The sequence below is a fragment of the Brevibacillus brevis genome, assembly GCF_900637055.1.
GTDB classification, from domain to species: Bacteria; Bacillota; Bacilli; order Brevibacillales; family Brevibacillaceae; genus Brevibacillus; species Brevibacillus brevis.
In genome coordinates this window covers 5,401,875-5,422,082 of sequence record NZ_LR134338.1, presented here as the reverse complement: position 1 = coordinate 5,422,082, position 20,208 = coordinate 5,401,875, and the positions used below count along the sequence as shown (strand labels likewise).

Sequence of the window (20,208 nt, the reverse complement as noted above, 5' to 3'; positions counted from 1 at the left end):
AAATTTTGAATATATCAGAGCTGTCCATTAAACGTCCGGTCACGATGATTATGATATCCGTAGCCATCTTCATTTTTGGCTTGGTTACCTTTCCGCGCTTGGCTATTGAATTGATGCCATCGCTGACTTCTCCGGTCGCTGTAGTTGTTACCTCTGTTGAGGGGGCGGCTCCAGCTGAGGTAGAAAAGCTGGTTACCAAGCCGATCGAAAATGCATTAGGCACGGTTCCGAATTTAGACAAGGTCACATCAACCTCTGTTAACGGCTCCTCCTCGGTCATCCTCCATTTCAAGTGGGGAACAGACATGGATCAAGCCACGCTGAATATGCGAGATAAAGTAGATTTTGTCCGAGGGAGCTTGCCTGAATCAGCTGGTTCACCAAGGGTGTTAAAATTTGATCCGACAAGCCAGCCGATCATTGATTTGGCTGTAACTGGCGATCAAGATGTCAATAAACTGAAAAAAATCGCGGATGATTTGATTAAGTCTCGCTTGGAACGAATTAACGGTGTTGCTTCTGTCACTGTCACTGGTGGGCAAGAGCGAATTGTCGATATCATCGTGGACCCAGCCAAACTAGCCGCCTATGGATTGACATTGGATCAAATTAAGGCAGCACTAGCAAACAGCAATGTATCCGGATCAGCTGGTGCGATACGAGAAGGTGACGCAAAGACCAGTATTCGCGTGCAAGGGGAATTCACCAATGTGGACACCATTGCACTCACTCCGATCTCTGTCGGTGGGAGCTTCATCCGATTGAGTGATATTGCCAACGTAACAGACACCATCAAAGAAGTGACCGAGCTGAGCTACATTGATGGAAAGCCAAGCTTGGGAATTGCCGTGATGAAAGGCACCGGCGGCAATACGATCAAAATCGCAAAAGACGTAAAGGCTGAGCTGGAGAAGATTAATAGCACGCTTCCAGCAAATGTAGAAACCAGTATCGTTTTCGATACCTCTACATATATCCAGAGTTCCGTTGACAACACGGTAGTACATGCTCTTGCAGGTGGTGCCATTGGCGTACTCATGCTGTTCTTCTTCTTGGGCAGTCTGTCGTCTATGCTCATTGCTGTCATTGTCCTGCCTGTATCGATCATTTCGACCTTCCTCTTGATGTATATGACAGGTCAAACAATCAACCTGATTTCCCTGGCAGGTCTCACACTCGGATTGGGATCATTAGTGGACTTCGCGGTTGTTATGCTGGAAAACATTTTCCGTCAGCGGGAACAAGGCAAGAGTATGATGGAAGCGGCATTGGTCGGTTCCAAAGAAGTAGGAACCGCGGTGATGGCATCCGCATTGGCACAAATTTGCGTATTCTTACCGATTGCGCTGACAGAGGGTATTGTTGCTGAGCTGTTCGCACCATTAGCTTTGACGGTCGTTTTCTCACACATCGCCGCCCTCGTTTTCACTTTCTTGCTGGTTCCGATGATGAGTGCTCGCATGTTAAAAACAGTACCGGAGCATACGAATCACGAAAACTATCGAGGCTTCAATCCGCTAATCTGGTTTAATATCGGTTTCCACAAAGTAGAAAAAGGCTATCAAAGGGTGCTCAAATGGGCATTGGGTCATCGAAAAACGGTGATTGGATCTGCTTTTGCCATGTTGATTGGCTCATTGATGCTAGTTCCATCTCTCGGTGCAGGATTTTTCCCAGATATGGACCAAGGATTAATCCAGGTAGAGATCAAGCTGCCAAAGGGTACCGTCTTGACGGAAACAGAAAAAGTCATGAAACAGGTAGAAGAAGTGGTCAATCAAGTGCCAGAAAAGAAATTGGTCAAGTCCTCGGTCGGGGGTGGCGACGGTATTTCAGAGAGCGGTGCATCTACTTCTCATAACGCAACGATCGAACTGCATGTAGGAGAGATTTCTACGAGACAGCGATCGACAGAGGAAATTGCTGTGGGCCTGCAAGAGCAAGTCAAGCATATTGCAGGAGCAGATATCAAGGTAAAATCCCTTTCCGGTGGTATGGGGGGCGGAGCAGCCATCTCGATTGAAATTCGCGGAGATGATCTGGACGTCTTAACGGAACTGAGCGAGATTGTGAAAGGGGAAATAGCCAAGGTACCGGGAACGATGAACGTATCTACCAGTGTTCAGGAAATGAGTCAGGAGTTCGATGTGAAGGTCAATACAGAGAAGGCGAGCTTGTACGGATTGACAACAAATGAAATCCTTTCTGCTGTGCGAACTTCTTTCCAAGGTCAAACGGTTACCCAGTATCGTACGGGTGAAGATGAAATTGATATCAATCTCAAGCTGCCGGAAGACTATAAGGAAGATATCAATTACTTGAAGAACCTGCGCATTTCCACGCCGACGGGCGCTCAAATCAGCCTCACTTCCGTAGCGACCATCAGCAAAGTCGATGTACCACCATCGATTGAGCGCAAAAACATGACGCGCGAAGTGACGGTCACAAGCGATTGGATCGGGGATAACCTGCAAGCGGCCTCGACGGAAATTACGAGTATCATCAATAAGCTGAATGTTCCGGACGGGTACACTATCGAAATGGGCGGCCAGAGCGAGGATATGGGGAATTCTTTTGTGAATTTGGGTCTCGCGATTGTCTTGTCCGTTGTGCTTGTGTACATGGTCATGGCTGCTCAGTTTGAATCACTTTTCAGTCCATTTATCATCATGTTCTCGGTTCCTCCGAGCCTTACTGGGGTCATATTGGGGCTTTTGTTTACAGGCACGCCTATTACCGTATCTGTTTTGATCGGGTACATTTTGCTGATCGGTCTGGTCGTGAACAATGCGATTGTGTTAATCGATTTGATCAATCAGTTGCGTGCAAAAGGTTGGGAGTTACATGAAGCGATTTTACATGCAGGACCTGCTCGTCTACGCCCGATTTTGATGACAACCCTCACGACGATTATGGCCATTGCTCCGCTCTCCGTTGCGGCAGGGTCTGGTCTAGAACTGCAAGCGCCTATGGCTACTACCGTCATGTATGGTTTGATTTTCTCCACCATGATCACGCTCATACTCGTACCTGTGGTTACCGTATGGTTCGACGAGATGGGGCAGAAGAGACGCAACAAACGTAAGGAAAAGCAGGAAAAGAAAACCTTTACCACTTTGGAATCGACAAATGCATGAGAAAAGAGGAGGAACGATTCATGATCATAAATAAAAGAATCGCGATTGTGGCGCTACTTTCCCTGACCTTGATCACAGGCTGCGCAAGCCAGGAAGATGCAGCGACTACTGCTGCCCCACCAGAAGAAACAGTTACCCCTGTACAGGTTGCAACGGTGGCACAAGGCGTGGTCACATCTGAGTCTGGGCTGACTGCAAAATTGGCACCGAGTGAAGAAGTCCAAATGTCACCAAAAACCAGTGGGAAAATTAAATCTCTACCCGTAAAGCTGGGTCAGCCCGTAACAAAAGGTCAATTATTGTTTACACTCGATACGAATGAGCTGTCAAACAGCGTAAGAGAACAAGAAGCAGCTCTCCGTGTGGCAAAAGCGAACTTAACCCAAGCAGGCAGCACCTCTGACCAAGGCTTGGTGGAAGCACAAAATGATTTGACGGAAGCAGAACGAGCGCTTGCTGACGCAAAACTGAATCAACAACGTAATCAGCAGCTGTTTGCTCAGGGAGCGATTGCTGCTGAGAAAATGGAAGAGGCAAATACAACGCTCACAAAAGCCCAGATTTCCTATGACAATGCAAAGCAGAAGCTGCAAAGCGCGAAACAAAAAACAGGTGTGCAAGTATCGGCAGCGAGCGTAACGGAGTCCGAGGTCAGACTGCAAAATGCTCGAGAGCAATTGGCGAATGCAACGGTTGTCTCCCCAATCGACGGATTTGTCGCAAGCGTGACCGGAGCAGTAGGGCAGATGGCAGGCCAGCAACCGATTGTGACCGTCGTCAAAACCAATCCACTTGTGGTCAAAGCGAATTTGTCCGAAGCAGATGTGACGAAAGTAAAAGTAGGAGCAGGCGTCAAAGTAAACGTGCAGTCTACAGGCAAAACGATTGATGCAAAAGTAACGGCGATTAGTCCCGTCATGGATTCGCAGCTCAAAGCCTATCCAGTAGAAATCACGATTCCAAATGCTTCTAATGAATTGAAGTCCGATATGGTCGTGAATGTTACCTTTCCGCAAGGTTCAGAAGGAGCGAAATCACTGGTCATTCCTCGCAAGGCGGTATTTGAGCGTGAAGGCAGACAATACGTATTCAAGCTGGAAGGGGAAACAGCCAAGCAAGTGGAAGTGTCGACGGGCAACTCGACAAGCGAATTGATTGAAGTAGTATCGGGCTTAGCGAATGGAGATAAAGTCGTGGTAAAAGGACAGACGCTGCTTGCGGATGGCGGCAAGGTGAGTATTCAGGAGTAAGTAGATAGGGAAGAAAAAGAGGCGGAGCAGATCCGCCTCTTTTTGTTATAAAATGGTAGGATTATCTACTCTACCAAAATTGCTAAACAGAGTATAATTTTAGCTATGGAAGTTGAGAGTTAAAAATCAATGCCTCTAACTTTTTCATAATCCCGACATCAAAGCAATGATAGGATAAGGAGTCATAAATGATTATATCCACCAAACTGCGCAAAGGGATTGCACTGCTCATGACAGTCGTGCTCGTCTCCGGATGCTCGATGTTTGCGAGCAAAGATGAATCCACTGAGCGCCAGAAGATAGAGAAGGAACAGAAAATCACGCGATACACGGGTGAAAAAAGCAAGGCGCTGTCTCATGTATACACGGGGCGCAAGGAACTAGCTCTGACGTTTAACGGCATGGGCGACGATAAAATGATGAAAAGTCTTTTGGAGCAGCTAGATGCTCATAAGATCAAAGCAACCTTTTTTCTCCCGGGCATGCGTGTCGCCGAGGAGCCAAACATCGCCAAGGACATTTTGGCCCGCGGTCATGAAATCCAAAACAACACACTGAGTCAGCTGGACATGAGCAAGCTCAGCTACGAGCAAATCTATCGGGAAATTCAGTTGAGTAATGAGGTAATCAAACGCGAAACGGGTATTTCACCTCGCTATGTGAGAACCAAATCCGGCGATGTGACAGATGATGTTCGTTTGGCAGCCGCCCATCTCGGGATGGAAGCGGTCGTCAGCTACACGATCAACCCGAAGGACCGTGATTTACAAAAAGACGCCAAAACCATCGGAGATTACATAGCTCGCTACATGTCCAGGGGCAGCATTATCTCGCTCAATACGGACATCAATCCTGAGGTGATTCCGGCCATTCCATTGATCGCCAAGGCAGCAGCGGATATCGGCTACCAGTTTGTCCCGCTCAGTGAGATGGTGAAAAACGGCGGTGAACGCAAGCCGCTGGAACAAATACCAGGCTTTGACGCAGCCAAACTGAATCCACAATTCGAAAATGCCAAGTACGAGCTCGTCTATCAGGTCGACACAAATAAAAAACAGATCGCGCTCACCTTTGACGACTGGGGAAGCGACAAAACCGTAACGAAACTATTAGACATTTTGGCAGAGCATGATGTCAAAGCGACCTTCTTTTTACGGGCAAAAGGGGTGGAGAACAATCCGAATTTGGCGAGAGCGATGGTGGAGAGTGGTCATGATGTGGCAAACCATTCTTACAGCCATCCGGTCATAACGACGCTGACAACGGAAGAATTGCAGAAGGACGTGGTCAAAGCACACCAGGTCATTACCGAAGCGATCCAACAGCAGCCTGTCATGCTGTTCCGTCCGCCGACTGGCGTAGTAGACGATCATACAGCCAAAGTGATTGCAGCCACAGGATACAAGGTCATTGCGTTGTACGATGTCACCACATTGGATTGGGACAAGAAAAACAGCGCCGCAGATATTGTAAATGGCGTCATGAGCAAAACGAAAAATGGCAGTGTCATTTTGCTGCATATGCTCGATGACATCCACACGATTGAGGCGCTCCCGATTGTACTGGAAAGCCTGAAAAGCAAAGGCTACACCTTTGTAAAGATGGACGATATGATCAAACAAAGCCGTTCCGGCAACTAATCCCTTTCTCAGAAAGGGATTTTATTTTGCCTTTTTCGCAAAGCTCGGGCGATTGACAGTAAAAATACTCTTTGTTATAGTTTTGACGATAATGATAATCAATATCGATAAGGTCATTCCTTACATTTACCTTACAAACGTACATAAGGGAGGCTCATCATGCTTACGAACAAAACAGTAAAAGCTTTCCTTGCTGTCATTTTTGTGTTCTCGCTTTTTTTGACGGCATGCGGTGGAGCAAATACGGCAACGCCAGCACCCGCGACGGATTCTGCTTCCAAGCCAGCTGACAAGTCTACAGGAGCTCCTTCTGAGAACAAAATGCGCAGCATCGAAACACCCAAAGGGACGATTCAAATTCCCGACAAGCCACAACGCATTGTGACTGACTACTACGCAGGCGAGTTGATTGCAGTAGGCGGAAACGTAATCGGTGCAGAGACGGAAGCTTTCAAAAGCCCGTTTACCGTTGAACAATTAAAAAATGCGCAGGACGTAGGCAGCCCGCGGATCAATGTGGAGAAAACGTTAGCGCTCGCTCCTGACCTCATCGTCGTCATGTATGATGACAATTATGAAGCCTTGTCCAAAATCGCTCCAACCGTTTATCTCCCGTACGGTACGGCGACAAACATTTACGATACGGTCAAATTGTTCGGAGAAGTGGTTGGCGATAAAGAAAAGGCAGACAAGTTCATTGCAGACTTTGACAAGAAGGCAGCCTGGGGTCGCGAAAAGCTGAAAGGCATCGTGGATGAGAATGCGACTGTCGGTCTCTACGAGTTGACCAACAAAGGAGATTTGTGGATCTTCGGCGATAACGCAGGGCGCGGTGGTCAAACGGTGTACAATGCATTGAAGCTGAAAATGCCGCACGCAGGCAAAGCAAAAGAGCAAACCGTACAGCTGTCCATGGAAACCCTGCCAGAATATGCGGCAGATTACATGTTCGTGACTTTCTACAACCCGGAAAAGAATAGTGAAGCCTTGAAAACCTTACAGGAGTCCGCTGTCTGGAATGCTACACCTGCTGCCAAAAACAATCAGATTTTCTACAACGACTACGATACATTCTATCGCTATGACCCAATCGCGATCACCGCACATATTGATATGTTCGTAGATATGCTGATCAAAAGACACGAAGAGAACAAGAGCAAAAAATAGATCACAAGAAAAGTCATCGCTTCCCGGATGGCTTTTTTTCGTCTCACGTAATAAACCTTACAAAATGTAAAGATAACTGTAAGGAACATCAATAGCTCCTATTCTGGAATTTGGTTACAGTTAATAGCGACCGAAACAACGAACGCTAACCAATAGATAGAATGGAGGAACGTAGAATGAGTACTGCTGTACTAGAAGTGAAAGACGTTCAAAAAATATATGGGACAAAAGGTGAAAGCCAGTCGCATGCCTTAAAAGGCGTATCGATGACCATAGACAAAGGTGAGTTCGTGGGAATCATGGGGCCATCCGGTTCGGGTAAAACGACTCTGCTCAACGTGATTTCCACACTGGATCGTCCAACGGAAGGCTTTATTGAAATTGCGGGAACGAACATTACACAGATGAAGCGTAATCAGCTCGCAGATTTTCGCTCGCAAAAGCTCGGCTTTATCTTTCAAGATTTCAACCTGCTAGAGAATTTGTCCGTGTATGAAAACATTGCATTGCCGCTGTCTCTGCAAGGTGTCTCTTCCAAAGAGATCAGCACCAAAGTAAGTAAAGTAGCACAAACACTCGGGATCGAAGAGATTTTGCAAAAATATCCGGTTCAAATTTCCGGGGGACAAAAACAACGCGCCGCAGCAGCACGCGCACTTGTGCATGATCCTGCGATTTTGCTGGCGGACGAACCGACGGGTGCCCTCGACTCGAAGAATGCGAAAAGCTTGCTGGAAACGATGACAGATTTGAACGAGAACCACCAAGTATCAATCATGATGGTTACGCATGATGCTTTTTCTGCGAGTTATTGCAAACGTATCTTGTTCATTCAGGACGGCAAGCTGTACACCGAGATTCAACGTACGGGGGATCGTCAGCAATTTTTCAAACAAATCCTGGATGTACTGGCCGAGCTAGGTGCATCACATGATGTACGCTAGGAGGTAACATTTCATGCTTTTAAAGCTATCCTTGTCCAGTATGCGGAAGATGATGAAGGACTATCTGGTTCTGCTCGTGGGTCTGGTCATCTCGATTTCGATTTTTTACATGTTCCAGACGCTTGCTCTCAATTCAGATTACACGAAAAACAACTCGATGATCTCTTCGATTCAGATCGTTTTTAATGTAGGGGCATTCCTGCTGGCGTTTATCACGATTTTCTATATCTTCTATGCCAACTCATTCCTACTCTCGCTGCGGCGCAAAGAGCTCGGAATGTACATGGTGTTAGGTGCGAAGAAGGGGAAAATCAGCCAGATTTTGTTCCTGGAAACATTGACGATGGGGATCCTTTCCCTGGTGATTGGTAGTCTGGTTGGTATTGCGCTTGCAAGCGGCATCGGCGTCTTGCTCATGAACTTGCTGGAGATTTCAACAGATGGGTACTATCCTTTTTATCTGCCAGCGGTTTGGGTGACATGGGGATTCTTCCTCATTCTGTTTATCATCACATCCACGATCAATGCGACTCGTTTGGCTCGTGCTACTGAGCTTGCTCTCATCCGTGCCGAGCAGCAAAATGACCAAATCAAGTCAAAAGGAATCGGAGCCGTTTTGGTAGCCATCCTTGGCGTGATTCTGTTGGCTCTGGGCTATACATGCTTGCACTTGATTATGTACCTCCAAGCACTCGGCTTTATCGTCGGGGCTATTTCATGCACAATCGGGACGTACTTGATTTTCATCTCGTTGCTGCCAGTTCTTGTACAGGCTTTGAAGAAAAATAAAAAGCTGAATGATAGCAAGTTGAACGCATTCACCTTTGCTCAGCTGCGCTTTCGGGTGAACAACCTGACCAAAATCCTCGGTACAGTAGCAATGTTGATCGGGCTTGGTGTCGGGGCGATGGCAGGGGGCTTGGCCTTCCAGCAAAACGTCAATTTGTTTACCTCGGTATTCCATGTGTATGACGTGAATCTGCATGATCCGGTTGAAGCGGATTATGAGGCACTGAAAAAAATGAACGTCCTGGAGCAAAATACGTATCGATACAAAGTCGACGACAAGGCGTATTACTACTTGAAGGAAGACTTGCTGGCAAATCCGCTGCTGATTTCCACGAACAGCACTCAAAATTACTCTGCTGACAACAAGCCAAAACTTGTGGCAGATCCGCTTCCAAAAGAGACGTATATCATTAGTGCGTCAAAAGAAGACAACGGTAAATACGATGCTGTTCCTGAGGATTGGGACAAAGGGATATCTACCAATTTTATCAACTACCAGATGATTGAGGGCAAGTCTGTACTGGTTGTGGATCAGGCGACGTATGAGCAAACCGCTGGAAGTGAACACAAGGTTCTCCTTGCCCAAGTAGACGATTATTTGAAATACACGCAGGAATTTAAAGCAATGGATGAACGCCAAAAGCAATTGATTGGGTCTATCACAAATGTGGAAGCGAAAGACGTATACACTTCTTCCAAATACAGCACGTATTCGGGCATGTATATTTTCACAAGCGGGACGATGTTTATGGGCTTCTTCCTCGGAATTGCCTTCCTGGCGATGATGGCGAGCTGCCTGATGTTCAAAATCTTGTCCGGTGCTTCCCGTGACAAAGATCGATACAGCATGCTGAGAAAAATCGGCGTACGTCAATCGTTGCTCGTAGGTTCGATCTATAAAGAGCTGTTCATGGTATTCATTTTCCCGGCGATCATCGGTCTGATGCACGTATTGATCGGCATGGAGATGTTCTCGTTCATCCTTTTGGATCCGTATCTGAACATCTGGATTCCAACACTGATTTTCGTTGTGATCTATGCGATTTACTATTACATTACGGTTCAGCTTTATCGTGGAATTGTGTTACCAAAAGAAGCGTAAAGAATCAATCCTCCTCATTTGAGGGGGATTTTTTTGCTTTTTATTCGGAGCAGTTGTGGGGGGAAGAAGCGCATTTCCAGTCTATGCTTCGGCCTACGCCCCCCAAGGGGGATTGACTGGCCGCTTCGGAATAAATGGCGGGAGCGCTTCAAACGTTGAAATTTCGATGAAGGATTCCATCAGTGAAGCTTAAATTCCCCGCCATTTATTCCGAAGCTGGGGCGGTCTCCAGAGGCGCTTGGACTGGAAATGCGCTTCTTCTTACGTAGCCTTGGTTAAATAACTTGAAAGTGACTTCAAGAAGCTACTTCCAGATCAAAACAGTTGGAAAACAGAAAAAACTAGCACATTCCACCGTTGACAAAGATAATGATAATCATTATCATAATCAATGGTTGATTGGAAATCATGTCCATCATGAAACATCCTTTATCATTCGATGTAACACCCAGAAAAGTAAGGGGGAAATTTTTCATGCGTCTTATGAAATTACCAGTGATGCTTGTATTTTTGTCTGCGATGCTGCTACTTGCTGCTTGCGGCAATGCAGGGTCAACTGCACAATCTGGTTCCAACCAAGCTGCTACAGCTCAGCCTGACGCGGCGAAGCCGGCTGAAGAGCAAGTGCGCACAGTGAAGCACATGATGGGAGAGTCGACCATCAAAGGCACTCCTAAGCGTATTGTTGCATTGGAATGGAGCTCAGCAGAGCATTTGTTGGCTCTTGGTATTCAGCCTGTGGGGATTGCAGATATTCCGAATATGAAAAAATGGGTCAAACTCCCTGTGGAGATTGCTCCAGAGGTAGTGGATGTAGGAAGTCGTACTTCCCCAAACCTGGAATCGATCATGATGTTGAAGCCAGATTTGATTATCGGTATTAAAAGAAATGTAGAAGCGAATTACGACGAAATGAGCAAAATTGCCCCAACGATTGCTTTTGATACGAATCCGGCTGAAGGTCAAGGATCACAGTATGATCGAATGATCGAGATCTTCAAGCAAATTGCGGATATCACGGGTAAAAATGCAGAAGCCGAAGCCGCTTTGAAAGACCTCGACAAGACTTATGCGGAAGCAAAAGAAAAGCTGACCAAAGCTGGCGCAGATAAAGTTCCATTCGTCCTCGCGATGGGCTACAGCAGTCAAAATGCGGTAGAATTCCGTTTGTCTACGGACAACTCTACAGCAGCAAGCATCTTGATTCATATTGGTCTGACAAATAAGTATAAGCCCAAGAAATTTGAGCAAACAGGCATGACACTGGCAGATGTGGAGGCACTACCAGCGTTGCAGGATGCAAATTTCCTCCATATCATTCAAAATGATGACAACGTGATTGACAATCAATTGAAGAACAACCCGGTTTGGAACGGCCTTACTTTTGTGAAAGAAAATCGTGTCTATGCCCTGGGCGGAGATCTGTGGCCTTACGGTGGTACCATGTCTGCAAAGATTCTCGCGAATAAAGTCGTTGATTTGTTGGCAAAATAATGAGTTTAGCCAAAAATAAAATGTTCACACGAACTGACATCACTCCAGCCACTTCCTCGCAAAGAGGGGGCTGGAGATTGTTCTTGATGTTAGGGAGTGGGCTGGTTGCTCTGCTGGTTCTTACATTTGTCAGTTTGACACAGGGAATGGCAGACATTTCTCTGCGTTCTGTCGTACAGGCCATTATTGCTCCACAGGATATCTCAGATCACCATATGATACAGGGTGTCAGGCTTCCGAGAACGGTCATGGGGCTTTTGTCTGGTGCAGCATTGGCGATTGCCGGAGCTTTGATGCAGACGGTGACACGAAACCCGCTCGCGTCAGAAACGACACTAGGCGTAAATGCAGGTGCTTATTTCTTCGTGGTGTTCGGGATGGTTTTTTGGCCATCACTCTTGCATGATCACCCGCTTCCCTTTGCGATGGCGGGCGGAATTCTCGCAGCTGTTACCGTATACTTCATGTCTGGCGGGCGAAAAGGTACGCCAGTCCGTGTGGCATTGTCCGGGATGATTGTGACCTTGGTGTACTCCTCCTTGACGAGTGCCATCATCTTGTTTAATGAAGAAACGACCAATGGCATTTTCCTCTGGGGCTCAGGTTCTTTGAAACAAAATGACTGGTCGGGTGTAGAATTCAGTTGGCCTTGGATTGTAGCCGGGATTTTGGTCAGCATTTTCATGTCCAGGCAGCTTGATGTACTTACCTTTCATGAAGAAACGGCGAAATCATTGGGGCAAAAGGTAGCGAAAACACGACTTTTCACCATGTTTATTGCGATCTTGGTTACGTGCGTCAGTGTCAGTGTGGTCGGGCCAATCGGCTTCATCGGTCTCGTGGCTCCGCATCTGGTACGATTGTCAGGCATCACTCAGCATAAATGGCTGTTGCCGCTATGTGCCATCTGGGGGGCAGCGCTGCTGGTGGCTTCCGATACGATTGCACGTATGTTCATCAATCATTATGGTGAACTTCCAGCAGGAGCCATCACTGCTGCTATTGGTGGACCATGGTTGATCTGGCTGGCTTTGCGTGTCTCGCGCAGTATGAGTGCGGGGACTGGAGGCTCGATGAGTGTCGGAGGAGCACAACGCAAAGTTTCGTATCCGTTGATTGTGTGCACGCTTGCTGTGCTGCTCGTGGTCGTTTGGATGCTCAGCTTGTCCAGCGGAAACCTGTACCTGCCGTGGACAGAGATCATCGCCATTTTCATGGGACAAGGAAACGAGATGTACAGTCAATTGGTGTTTGAGCTTCGAATGCCGCGACTGTTGACGGCGATGCTCGCAGGTGTGGCACTCGCGATCAGCGGAAGCCTCATGCAGAGTGCAGTACGAAATCCGCTGGCAGATCCACAGATTGTAGGTGTAACGAGCGGTGCGGGTGTAGGGGCGATTATCGTGCTCCTCGTGTTTCCTCAACTCTCGGCTTGGATGCCGCTTGGGGCCGTTGCAGGGGGAATCATCTCAGCTGCGATTGTGTACGCGGTCTCTTGGAGAAGGGGACTCAATCCAATCATATTGACGCTTGTAGGTATTGCGGTTTCTGCCGCAGGTGCCGCCCTTATCAATATCTTGATCGTACATTCCATGATCTTGGCAGCGCCTGCACTTACTTGGCTGGCAGGAAGTACATATGGGCGGGGATGGATGGAAGTAGGCCGCCTGTTGCCTGCGATCCTCGTTCTAGCTCCGATCGCGTGGTGGTTAGGACGTCGGGTGGATCTTTTGTCATTTAACGACGAGAGCTCGACTGGATTGGGGTTAAAGGTGCGGATGACGAGGTTGTCTGTGGCAGTCATTGCGGTGTTGCTCGCTTCAGCGGCAGTTGCCAGTGTCGGAGCCGTAGGATTTATCGGTCTTCTCGCTCCGCATGCAGCACGTATGCTGGTTGGACCCCATCATCGCCGTGCAGTTGTCGTCTCAGCCATGCTTGGGGCTGTATTGCTGGCTGCTTCTGATTTGCTGGGAAGGATCGTCATGATCCCGAAAGATATTCCGGCCGGGGTCGTAGTGGCGTTGCTAGGCGCGCCCTATCTGTTCTTGCTGATGTTCCGTTCGACTCGTTCCGCACAATAGACAGGCAGGTACTTGCCAAATAGAAAGATCTCCAACATGATAAAAGTAGAACAGGCTGATTCTGGCAATCAGCTTGTCTGCTTTTTTTGCTATTTCCGGTGATAGAAGGATGTGAGTCTGTTGACGATTTATCAAGATTATCCTGGCTTTTTGATGACCGTCTTTCGCAAACAGCGATTGAAAAATTTTCACCTGCGTCAGGTGGAGGTAAACACCCATGTCCTTTGCTATGTGGCAGAAGGAAGTGCAGAGATTACGGTGGATGGTCAAAAGCAGGTGCTCGACGCCGGAAAGCTCTTGTTGTTGCGCCCGACGGCGAAGATAGAAGAATTGCGGTGCCAATCAGGACCGTTGCACATATACAGGCTGCATTACGTGGAAGTGAGACACGACCAGCACGAGAGCGCTCCCGAGAGGAAAGGAGTCAAGGTTTTGGCTGTCTCTACTCCCGCCTCATTTCTGACGGTATTGGAGGAGCTCTCGCAATTGACACGGAAGCGGGACTACTCTTCTTTTTTGCGGAGCCAAGCGCTGCTCTACGAGCTTTTGGGTATTGTTGATGATGAACAGAAAAAGAATGAGGAAAAGGGCATTGGAGCGATTGAGGAGACGATCGCCTACATGCAGAAGCACTACCGCGAGTCACTAGAATTGGGAAGCTTGCCGAAACTGGCGGGGTTGACCCCTAGCTCTTATTGCCGTGCTTTCAAACGTGCGACGGGAATGACACCTGGGGAGTATTTGACTGGGTTGCGGATGGAGCATGCCAAGGAGCTGCTTGCCCATTCTGGAGGAAGTGTGAAGGATGTGGCTCGCAACGTAGGCTATGCCGATGAGCTGTATTTTAGTAGACTCTTCAAAAAGCGAGAAGGATTGTCGCCGCAAATTTATATGAAGCAAAGTGAACAGCGGGTAGTCGTGGTTAGCAAGCTGTTTTTGCAGGATCATTTTCTTGCGATGGGAATTCAGCCGATTGCTGCCCCCTCCTTCCCGAACTACTTTGAAACGAGGACGGGCTTTCCTTCTTATTTGCAGCAAAAGCTGCGCGGGACAAAAGCACTGAATGCAGAGCAGTTGATCGATCCGAAAGAGATTTTGACTTTGTCGCCTGATGTGATTGTCAGGATGAATTTTTTCCACAATCGGGAGGCAGGAGATTGGGAGAAAATAAAAGGAACGGTCTCCTTTGACGGCTATCCGAACTGGATTGACTACCAAACCAAATTGGCGACGCTCTTCAAAAAAGAGAGTCAGGCAGAGAAAATCATCAAGCACATCGACAAAGTGGAAAAACAAGCAAGAGATGCACTATTGCCGGTTACGCGCACGGGTGAATGGACGATGATTCGCGTGCTGAAGGATGAGGTGCGCCTGTACGGCGTAGAGGGACACGCCCTCGCTGACTTGTTTTATCACAAGCTTGGGTTTGCGCCTGATCCGAATGTGACCCATGCGGCCTATAAACCAAATGCGCTTATCGATCTGATCGAATTGAACCCGGAGAGAATCATCGTGTTCTGGAGCGAACGGGAACATGTGGCAGCACTGTGGAACAACCCGCTGTGGAGAGACTTGCGTGCGGTGCGGGAAAACAAAGTGTACCACCCAGCCAATCATGAATGGGACCCATGGGGACCGTTTGGCAGAGAGCATACGATTCAAAGGAGCACAGCGTATTTTCTCCAGGTCGCACAGGGATAATCTGGTCCATGGCAATTAGACAATCACGTCCATAGAAAAGTAAGAGGAGTCTCTATATACTATCAATTGATAATTGTTATCACTAAGTTGATAAGCAGAAGTGGGGGCATTCTCGATATGAAAAGTAAGACCAGTTTACGTACCATGCGCCACATCATGACCAGCTTCTTCGCGCTGTGCTTGCTGGTTGTCCTTGCCGGTTGTGGAGGCAATGCCAATCAAGCTCAACAGGCGCCAGCTGCATCGGGAACGACGACTGAGGCTACTCCAGCACCAGCCGATGCGAATGAAGTACGTGAAGTGAAACACGCAATGGGCACAACTCCCATTAAGGGAACACCAGAACGTGTGGTTATTCTAACAAATGAAGGTACGGAAGCCTTGCTTGCACTTGGCGTTAAGCCAATCGCTGCTGTACAGTCCTGGGATGAAGATCCATGGTATCCTCACATCAAAGATGAGATGACAGGCGTAGAAGTGTTGGGCTTTGAAGACCAGCCGAATCTCGAAGCGATTGTCAGCCTGAGCCCTGATTTGATCATCGGGAACAAAGTACGTCATGAAAAGATTTATGATCAACTGTCCAAAATCGCTCCAACCGTATTCTCTGAAGAGCTGTCCGGTAGATGGAAAAGCAACTTCACGCTCTATGCAGAAGCACTGAACAAGAAGGCGGAAGGCGAGCAAGTCCTGAAAGAATTCGACGACCGTGTAGCTGCTGCGAAAGCAAAGCTGGGTCCTAAAGCTTCTACCAAAGTATCCGTAGCGAAATTCTCCAAAAAAGGCGTACAAATCTATCAAAAAGATACCTTTAGCGGTGTGCTGCTCGATCAGCTGGGACTCGCACGTCCAGCTTCCCAGGACGTAAACAACTTTGCAGAAATGATCAGTGAAGAAGGCATGTCCGCTATGGACGGGGACATCCTGTTCTACTGGGTAACGGAGCCAACGAAAGAATCTACAGACATTGCGAACAATGCGAAAAAATGGATGGAAAGCCCAGTCTTCAAATCTCTGAATGTGGCGAAGACCAATCAAGTTTACCAAGTAGACGAAACGGTCTGGAACAAAGCAGGCGGCATCAAGGCAGCGAATTTGCTGCTCGAAGATATCATGAAGCGCCTTGATGTGAAGTAAAAAGAATACGGCGTCAAAGCAAAAGACCTCATCTGGAAGAATGGATGGGGTCTTTCCTTGGTATAATATGGGATGTACCGCTTAGTTTATGTACCCTAAATTTCCCAGTCATTTGTTTAACCATGACATTTGTCATGTCCTCGACTTGACGTTTATGACTACAGCGGTCAGACGCTATTTTCTACAATAAAGATAGAATATTGCGTCCGGCGAATTCACATGTCCCTGTACGCTTCAATCGAGGAGGAAACAAGCAATGCAACAAGCTAACATTGCCCAGTTGAAAAAGAATGTTGCCCCCTTTGAAAAATCAGACCTAAAAAAGAGCATCCGACAGCTCATCAATACGTTGGTTCCGCTGATTGTACTCTGGTACGGTGCTTATCTCAGTCTGTCTGTGTCCTATTGGCTCACGCTGCCTATCGTCATCGTCGCAGCTGGTTTTGTCATCCGTACCTTCATCATTTGCCACGATTGCTGCCACCAATCCTTTTTCAAAAATCGTCTGGCGAATGACATCGTTGGTACGATTACCGGTGTGCTGACCCTTGTCCCCTATGAACAATGGAAAAACAGTCACAATATTCACCATGCAACGAGCAGCAACCTCGACAAACGAGGCGTAGGCGATCTATGGATGATGACCGTCAATGAATATCTCGAGGCTTCTATCTGGCGTAAAATCGCTTATCGGCTGTATCGCAATCCGATCGTCATGTTTGGTTTGGGTCCTATTTTTGTCTTTTTGCTCCAATATCGTTTTAATGTAAAGCGAGCTCGCCGCAAAGAGCGGTTGAATACGTATTTGACCAATGTGCTGCTGGTCGGTCTTTATGCGCTCTTAATCTGGGCGGTTGGCTGGCAAGCATTCCTGCTGATCCAAGGTCCGATCTTTTTCGTCTCCGGCTTGTTTGGGATTTGGCTGTTTTATGTGCAGCATACGTATGAGGATTCGTACTTTGAGAACGATGAAGAGTGGAGCTACGTGAAGGCGGCTGTAGAAGGAAGCTCCTACTACAAGCTGCCGAAGGTTTTGCAATGGATCACAGGCAATATTGGCTTTCACCATGTTCATCACTTAAGCCCACGGGTACCGAACTACAACCTGGAAAAAGCACACAACGAGACACCGCCGCTTCAGATGGCGACAACGATTACACTGGCGTCCAGCTTGCAGTGCCTGCGTTTTCATTTGTGGGATGAGAGCAACAAGCGCTTTGTGAGCTTCAAAGGCATCAAGCGGTTGGCTGCTGCTCAATCGGAAGCGCTCATGGATGCACTCCAAGGCTCCAAACCGAGTTTGGAAGGAAAATAAGCCTGCCATAAACCTTTGAATTCCGATACACTTGAGAGAGTGGCGAAGAAAAGGTGGGCAAGTATGCAGAAGCAGAAGTGGTATCACATTCTTCAAAAAAATACGGGCTTGAGCCCTTATGTGTGGGTTGTCTTCTACATCCTGCCATTCTATTTTATCTTCCGGTCCTCTTCGACGTACGAAGCAGTGATCGGAATCATCATGATCATTCTGTTTTTCATTTGTTATGTATTCTCCTTTCTGTCAAAGGGCTGGCTGGTGTATTTCTGGACGAGTGTGCAAATCGTTATATCGGTCGCCATGACCTTGATGTTCGGCTATGTGTATTTCTCGCTCTTCCTGGCGTTTTTTATCGGGAATATCGATAATAAGATCGGCTTCGTTACGCTGTACACGGTTCATTTGATTAGCACCACCATATCGGTCAACATCGGCTTTTTCACCAAAAACGCGCAATTGATTGGCCAGCTTCCGTTTGTTTTGGTTAGCATGATAGCTGTCATTCTCTTGCCCGTGACGACGTACAACTGGAATAAGCGAGAGAAGCTGCAGGGAGAACTGGAGCATGCCAACAAGCGAATATCGGAGCTGGTCAAGCTCGAGGAACGCCAACGCATTGCCCGTGACTTGCACGATACGCTGGGACAGAAGCTTTCCTTGATTGGATTGAAAAGCGATTTGGCGAACAAGCTGATCAACAAAAATCCTGCTCTGGCACGAACGGAGCTGGAGGAAATCAGACAAACGGCGCGTATCGCTTTGAAAGAAGTACGGGAAATGGTCACGCAAATGCGTGGGACGCGGCTAGAGGATGAGATGTTTCGGATCAAGCAAATTTTCAAGGCAGCGGAAATTGAATTCGTGCTGGAAGGCGACACGAATCTGACCAACACTTCGCTGATGACGGAAAACGTGTTGTGCATGTGCCTGAAAGAAGCAGTCAACAATATTGTGAAGCATAGCAATGCCACCGTCTGCTCCATCGTCATCGAACCCACTCTTACCGATCTCGTCGTAAGCGTAACAGATAATGGAATTGGAATGGCGGAGGAATTGGTCTACCGAGGCAATGGTTTGCGTGGGATGAAGGAACGGCTGGAATTTGTCAATGGAAGCATGGAAATCCAGTCCTCAGTGTCTGGAACACAGCTAGTGATTCGGGTACCCAACGTCTTCAAACAACCGGAACAGGAGGCGGGAGGATGATTCGCATTGTCATTGCAGAGGATCAGCGGATGCTATTGGGAGCCCTTGCTTCCCTGCTCGATTTGGAAGAGGATATGAAGGTCGTCGGTAGAGCAAGTAATGGTGAGGATGCCGTCAAGCTCGTGCATCAGCATCAACCCGACATTTGCATTATGGATATCGAAATGCCAGTCAAAAGCGGATTGGACGCTGCCGAAGAATTGAAAGGCAGCGGCTGCAAGGTAATGATTCTAACGACCTTTGCTCGCCCAGGTTACTTCGAACGAGCACTGAAGGCAGGTGCAAACGGCTACTTGCTCAAGGACAGTCCGAGCGAAGAGCTGGCCAGCTCGATTCGCAGCATTATGGCAGGGCGGCGGATCTATGCCCCTGAGCTGGTCGATGAGGCATACGGGCAGGAGAATCCGCTGACGGAGCGGGAAAAGGAAGTCCTGCTCTTGATCGCTGACGGCAAGAACACCAAGGAGATTGCCAGCCAGCTGTACATTACGACAGGGACTGTACGGAATTACATCTCCGTCATTCTCGATAAGCTCGGTGTGAGCAATCGGATCGAGGCGATTATGCATTTCAAGGAAAAAGGCTGGTTTAAGTAGCAGACCAGCTGGAGAAGGCCCTTTCTGTTTTGGCAGGAAGGGTTTTATAATATTTCGACGGAGTCGTGGATGGAGGAGCATTCTGTTGAAGCTGAACAAAATAGAAGTGAAGAAGATGACAAGTAAATACTGCGATCATGAACATGAGTGTATATTGATTGATGAGGTCCCGCTTGATGTTATCCTTCACTCTCTTTACCCCAATCATCATTTGGAAGGATTAATTCCGACTATCCTAAACTGGATAGATGAACCAAGAGAGAAGGCTTTTGTACGAAGCCGATACGAGTCATTCAAGCAGAGAGAAATGCTTCCCATATTGATGTGTCCCGACGATTGTGATTTGTGGTGCACAATAATAATCGTTGAAGTTGTAAGGAGTGAAGGCATTATCAAGTGGGAGCGAATGGGTATCGACCAATGTACACGGGAAGATTTGATTAACAGTTTTGAAAATATAGGGACAAAAGTAGATTGGCTTGAAAAGGTACCGAGTATGACGTTTCAACCAGAGGAGTATAACTCTCAAATAAGCAACTTGATAAGATAAAGGGAGTAACTTTGGTATGTAGTCTACTTATAGTTAGGTAAGTGCATGTGGGGATAGTTCGCTTTCTATTACAAAAATGAACGAGTGGAAGCAAACGTT

14 protein-coding genes are annotated in these 20,208 nt (G+C 47.5%); all 14 read left to right on the top strand.

Annotated elements, in window-relative coordinates:
• The first annotated feature begins 5 nt into the window (after positions 1–5).
• The 14 genes from EL268_RS26325 to EL268_RS26255 all read left to right on the top strand — a co-directional run bounded on the left by EL268_RS26325 (position 6) and on the right by EL268_RS26255 (position 20,109).
• On the top strand, positions 6–3,137 hold the full coding sequence (locus EL268_RS26325) for an efflux RND transporter permease subunit (protein WP_106652357.1): 3,132 nt from the start codon (positions 6–8) through the stop codon (positions 3,135–3,137).
• Between the two features lie 20 nt (positions 3,138–3,157).
• Entirely contained in the window at positions 3,158–4,387 is a 1,230-nt protein-coding gene (locus EL268_RS26320; RefSeq protein ID WP_106652358.1) for an efflux RND transporter periplasmic adaptor subunit, read from the top strand.
• A gap of 188 nt (positions 4,388–4,575) precedes the next feature.
• Positions 4,576–6,027 carry a polysaccharide deacetylase family protein gene (locus EL268_RS26315; protein WP_106652359.1) on the top strand — a complete coding sequence of 484 codons (1,452 nt, stop codon included), beginning with the start codon at positions 4,576–4,578 and terminating at the stop codon, positions 6,025–6,027.
• A 159-nt stretch (positions 6,028–6,186) separates the two neighbouring features.
• Complete coding sequence (locus EL268_RS26310) at positions 6,187–7,194, top strand: ABC transporter substrate-binding protein (protein ID WP_106652360.1); 1,008 nt, start codon at positions 6,187–6,189, stop codon at positions 7,192–7,194.
• Positions 7,195–7,370: 176 nt separating this feature from the next.
• Positions 7,371–8,138: an ABC transporter ATP-binding protein gene (locus tag EL268_RS26305; protein ID WP_106652361.1), complete on the top strand. Its 768-nt coding sequence runs from the start codon at positions 7,371–7,373 to the stop codon at positions 8,136–8,138.
• Positions 8,139–8,151: 13 nt separating this feature from the next.
• On the top strand, positions 8,152–10,029 hold the full coding sequence (locus tag EL268_RS26300; protein ID WP_106652362.1) for an FtsX-like permease family protein: 1,878 nt from the start codon (positions 8,152–8,154) through the stop codon (positions 10,027–10,029).
• A 474-nt stretch (positions 10,030–10,503) separates the two neighbouring features.
• Positions 10,504–11,523 carry an ABC transporter substrate-binding protein gene (locus EL268_RS26290; RefSeq protein ID WP_106652363.1) on the top strand — a complete coding sequence of 340 codons (1,020 nt, stop codon included), beginning with the start codon at positions 10,504–10,506 and terminating at the stop codon, positions 11,521–11,523.
• Positions 11,523–13,604 carry a Fe(3+)-hydroxamate ABC transporter permease FhuB gene (fhuB, locus tag EL268_RS26285; RefSeq protein ID WP_373863419.1) on the top strand — a complete coding sequence of 694 codons (2,082 nt, stop codon included), beginning with the start codon at positions 11,523–11,525 and terminating at the stop codon, positions 13,602–13,604. The genes EL268_RS26290 and fhuB overlap by 1 nt, the downstream gene beginning before the upstream one ends.
• Before the next feature lie 120 nt (positions 13,605–13,724).
• Positions 13,725–15,305, top strand: coding sequence for a helix-turn-helix domain-containing protein (locus EL268_RS26280; protein WP_232030082.1), 1,581 nt, complete (start codon positions 13,725–13,727; stop codon positions 15,303–15,305).
• Between the two features lie 117 nt (positions 15,306–15,422).
• Positions 15,423–16,442 (top strand): ABC transporter substrate-binding protein, encoded by a 1,020-nt coding sequence (locus tag EL268_RS26275; protein WP_106652365.1) that lies wholly within the window; start codon positions 15,423–15,425, stop codon positions 16,440–16,442.
• 256 nt (positions 16,443–16,698) lie between these two features.
• Positions 16,699–17,757, top strand: coding sequence for a Delta(5) desaturase DesA (locus EL268_RS26270; protein ID WP_106652366.1), 1,059 nt, complete (start codon positions 16,699–16,701; stop codon positions 17,755–17,757).
• 63 nt (positions 17,758–17,820) lie between these two features.
• On the top strand, positions 17,821–18,963 hold the full coding sequence (locus tag EL268_RS26265) for a sensor histidine kinase (RefSeq protein WP_106652367.1): 1,143 nt from the start codon (positions 17,821–17,823) through the stop codon (positions 18,961–18,963).
• Positions 18,960–19,559, top strand: a complete 600-nt coding sequence (locus EL268_RS26260; protein ID WP_106652368.1) for a response regulator transcription factor — start codon at positions 18,960–18,962, stop codon at positions 19,557–19,559. The genes EL268_RS26265 and EL268_RS26260 overlap by 4 nt, the downstream gene beginning before the upstream one ends.
• Positions 19,560–19,644: 85 nt before the next feature.
• Entirely contained in the window at positions 19,645–20,109 is a 465-nt protein-coding gene (locus EL268_RS26255) for a hypothetical protein (protein ID WP_164724530.1), read from the top strand.
• Positions 20,110–20,208 lie beyond the last annotated feature (99 nt).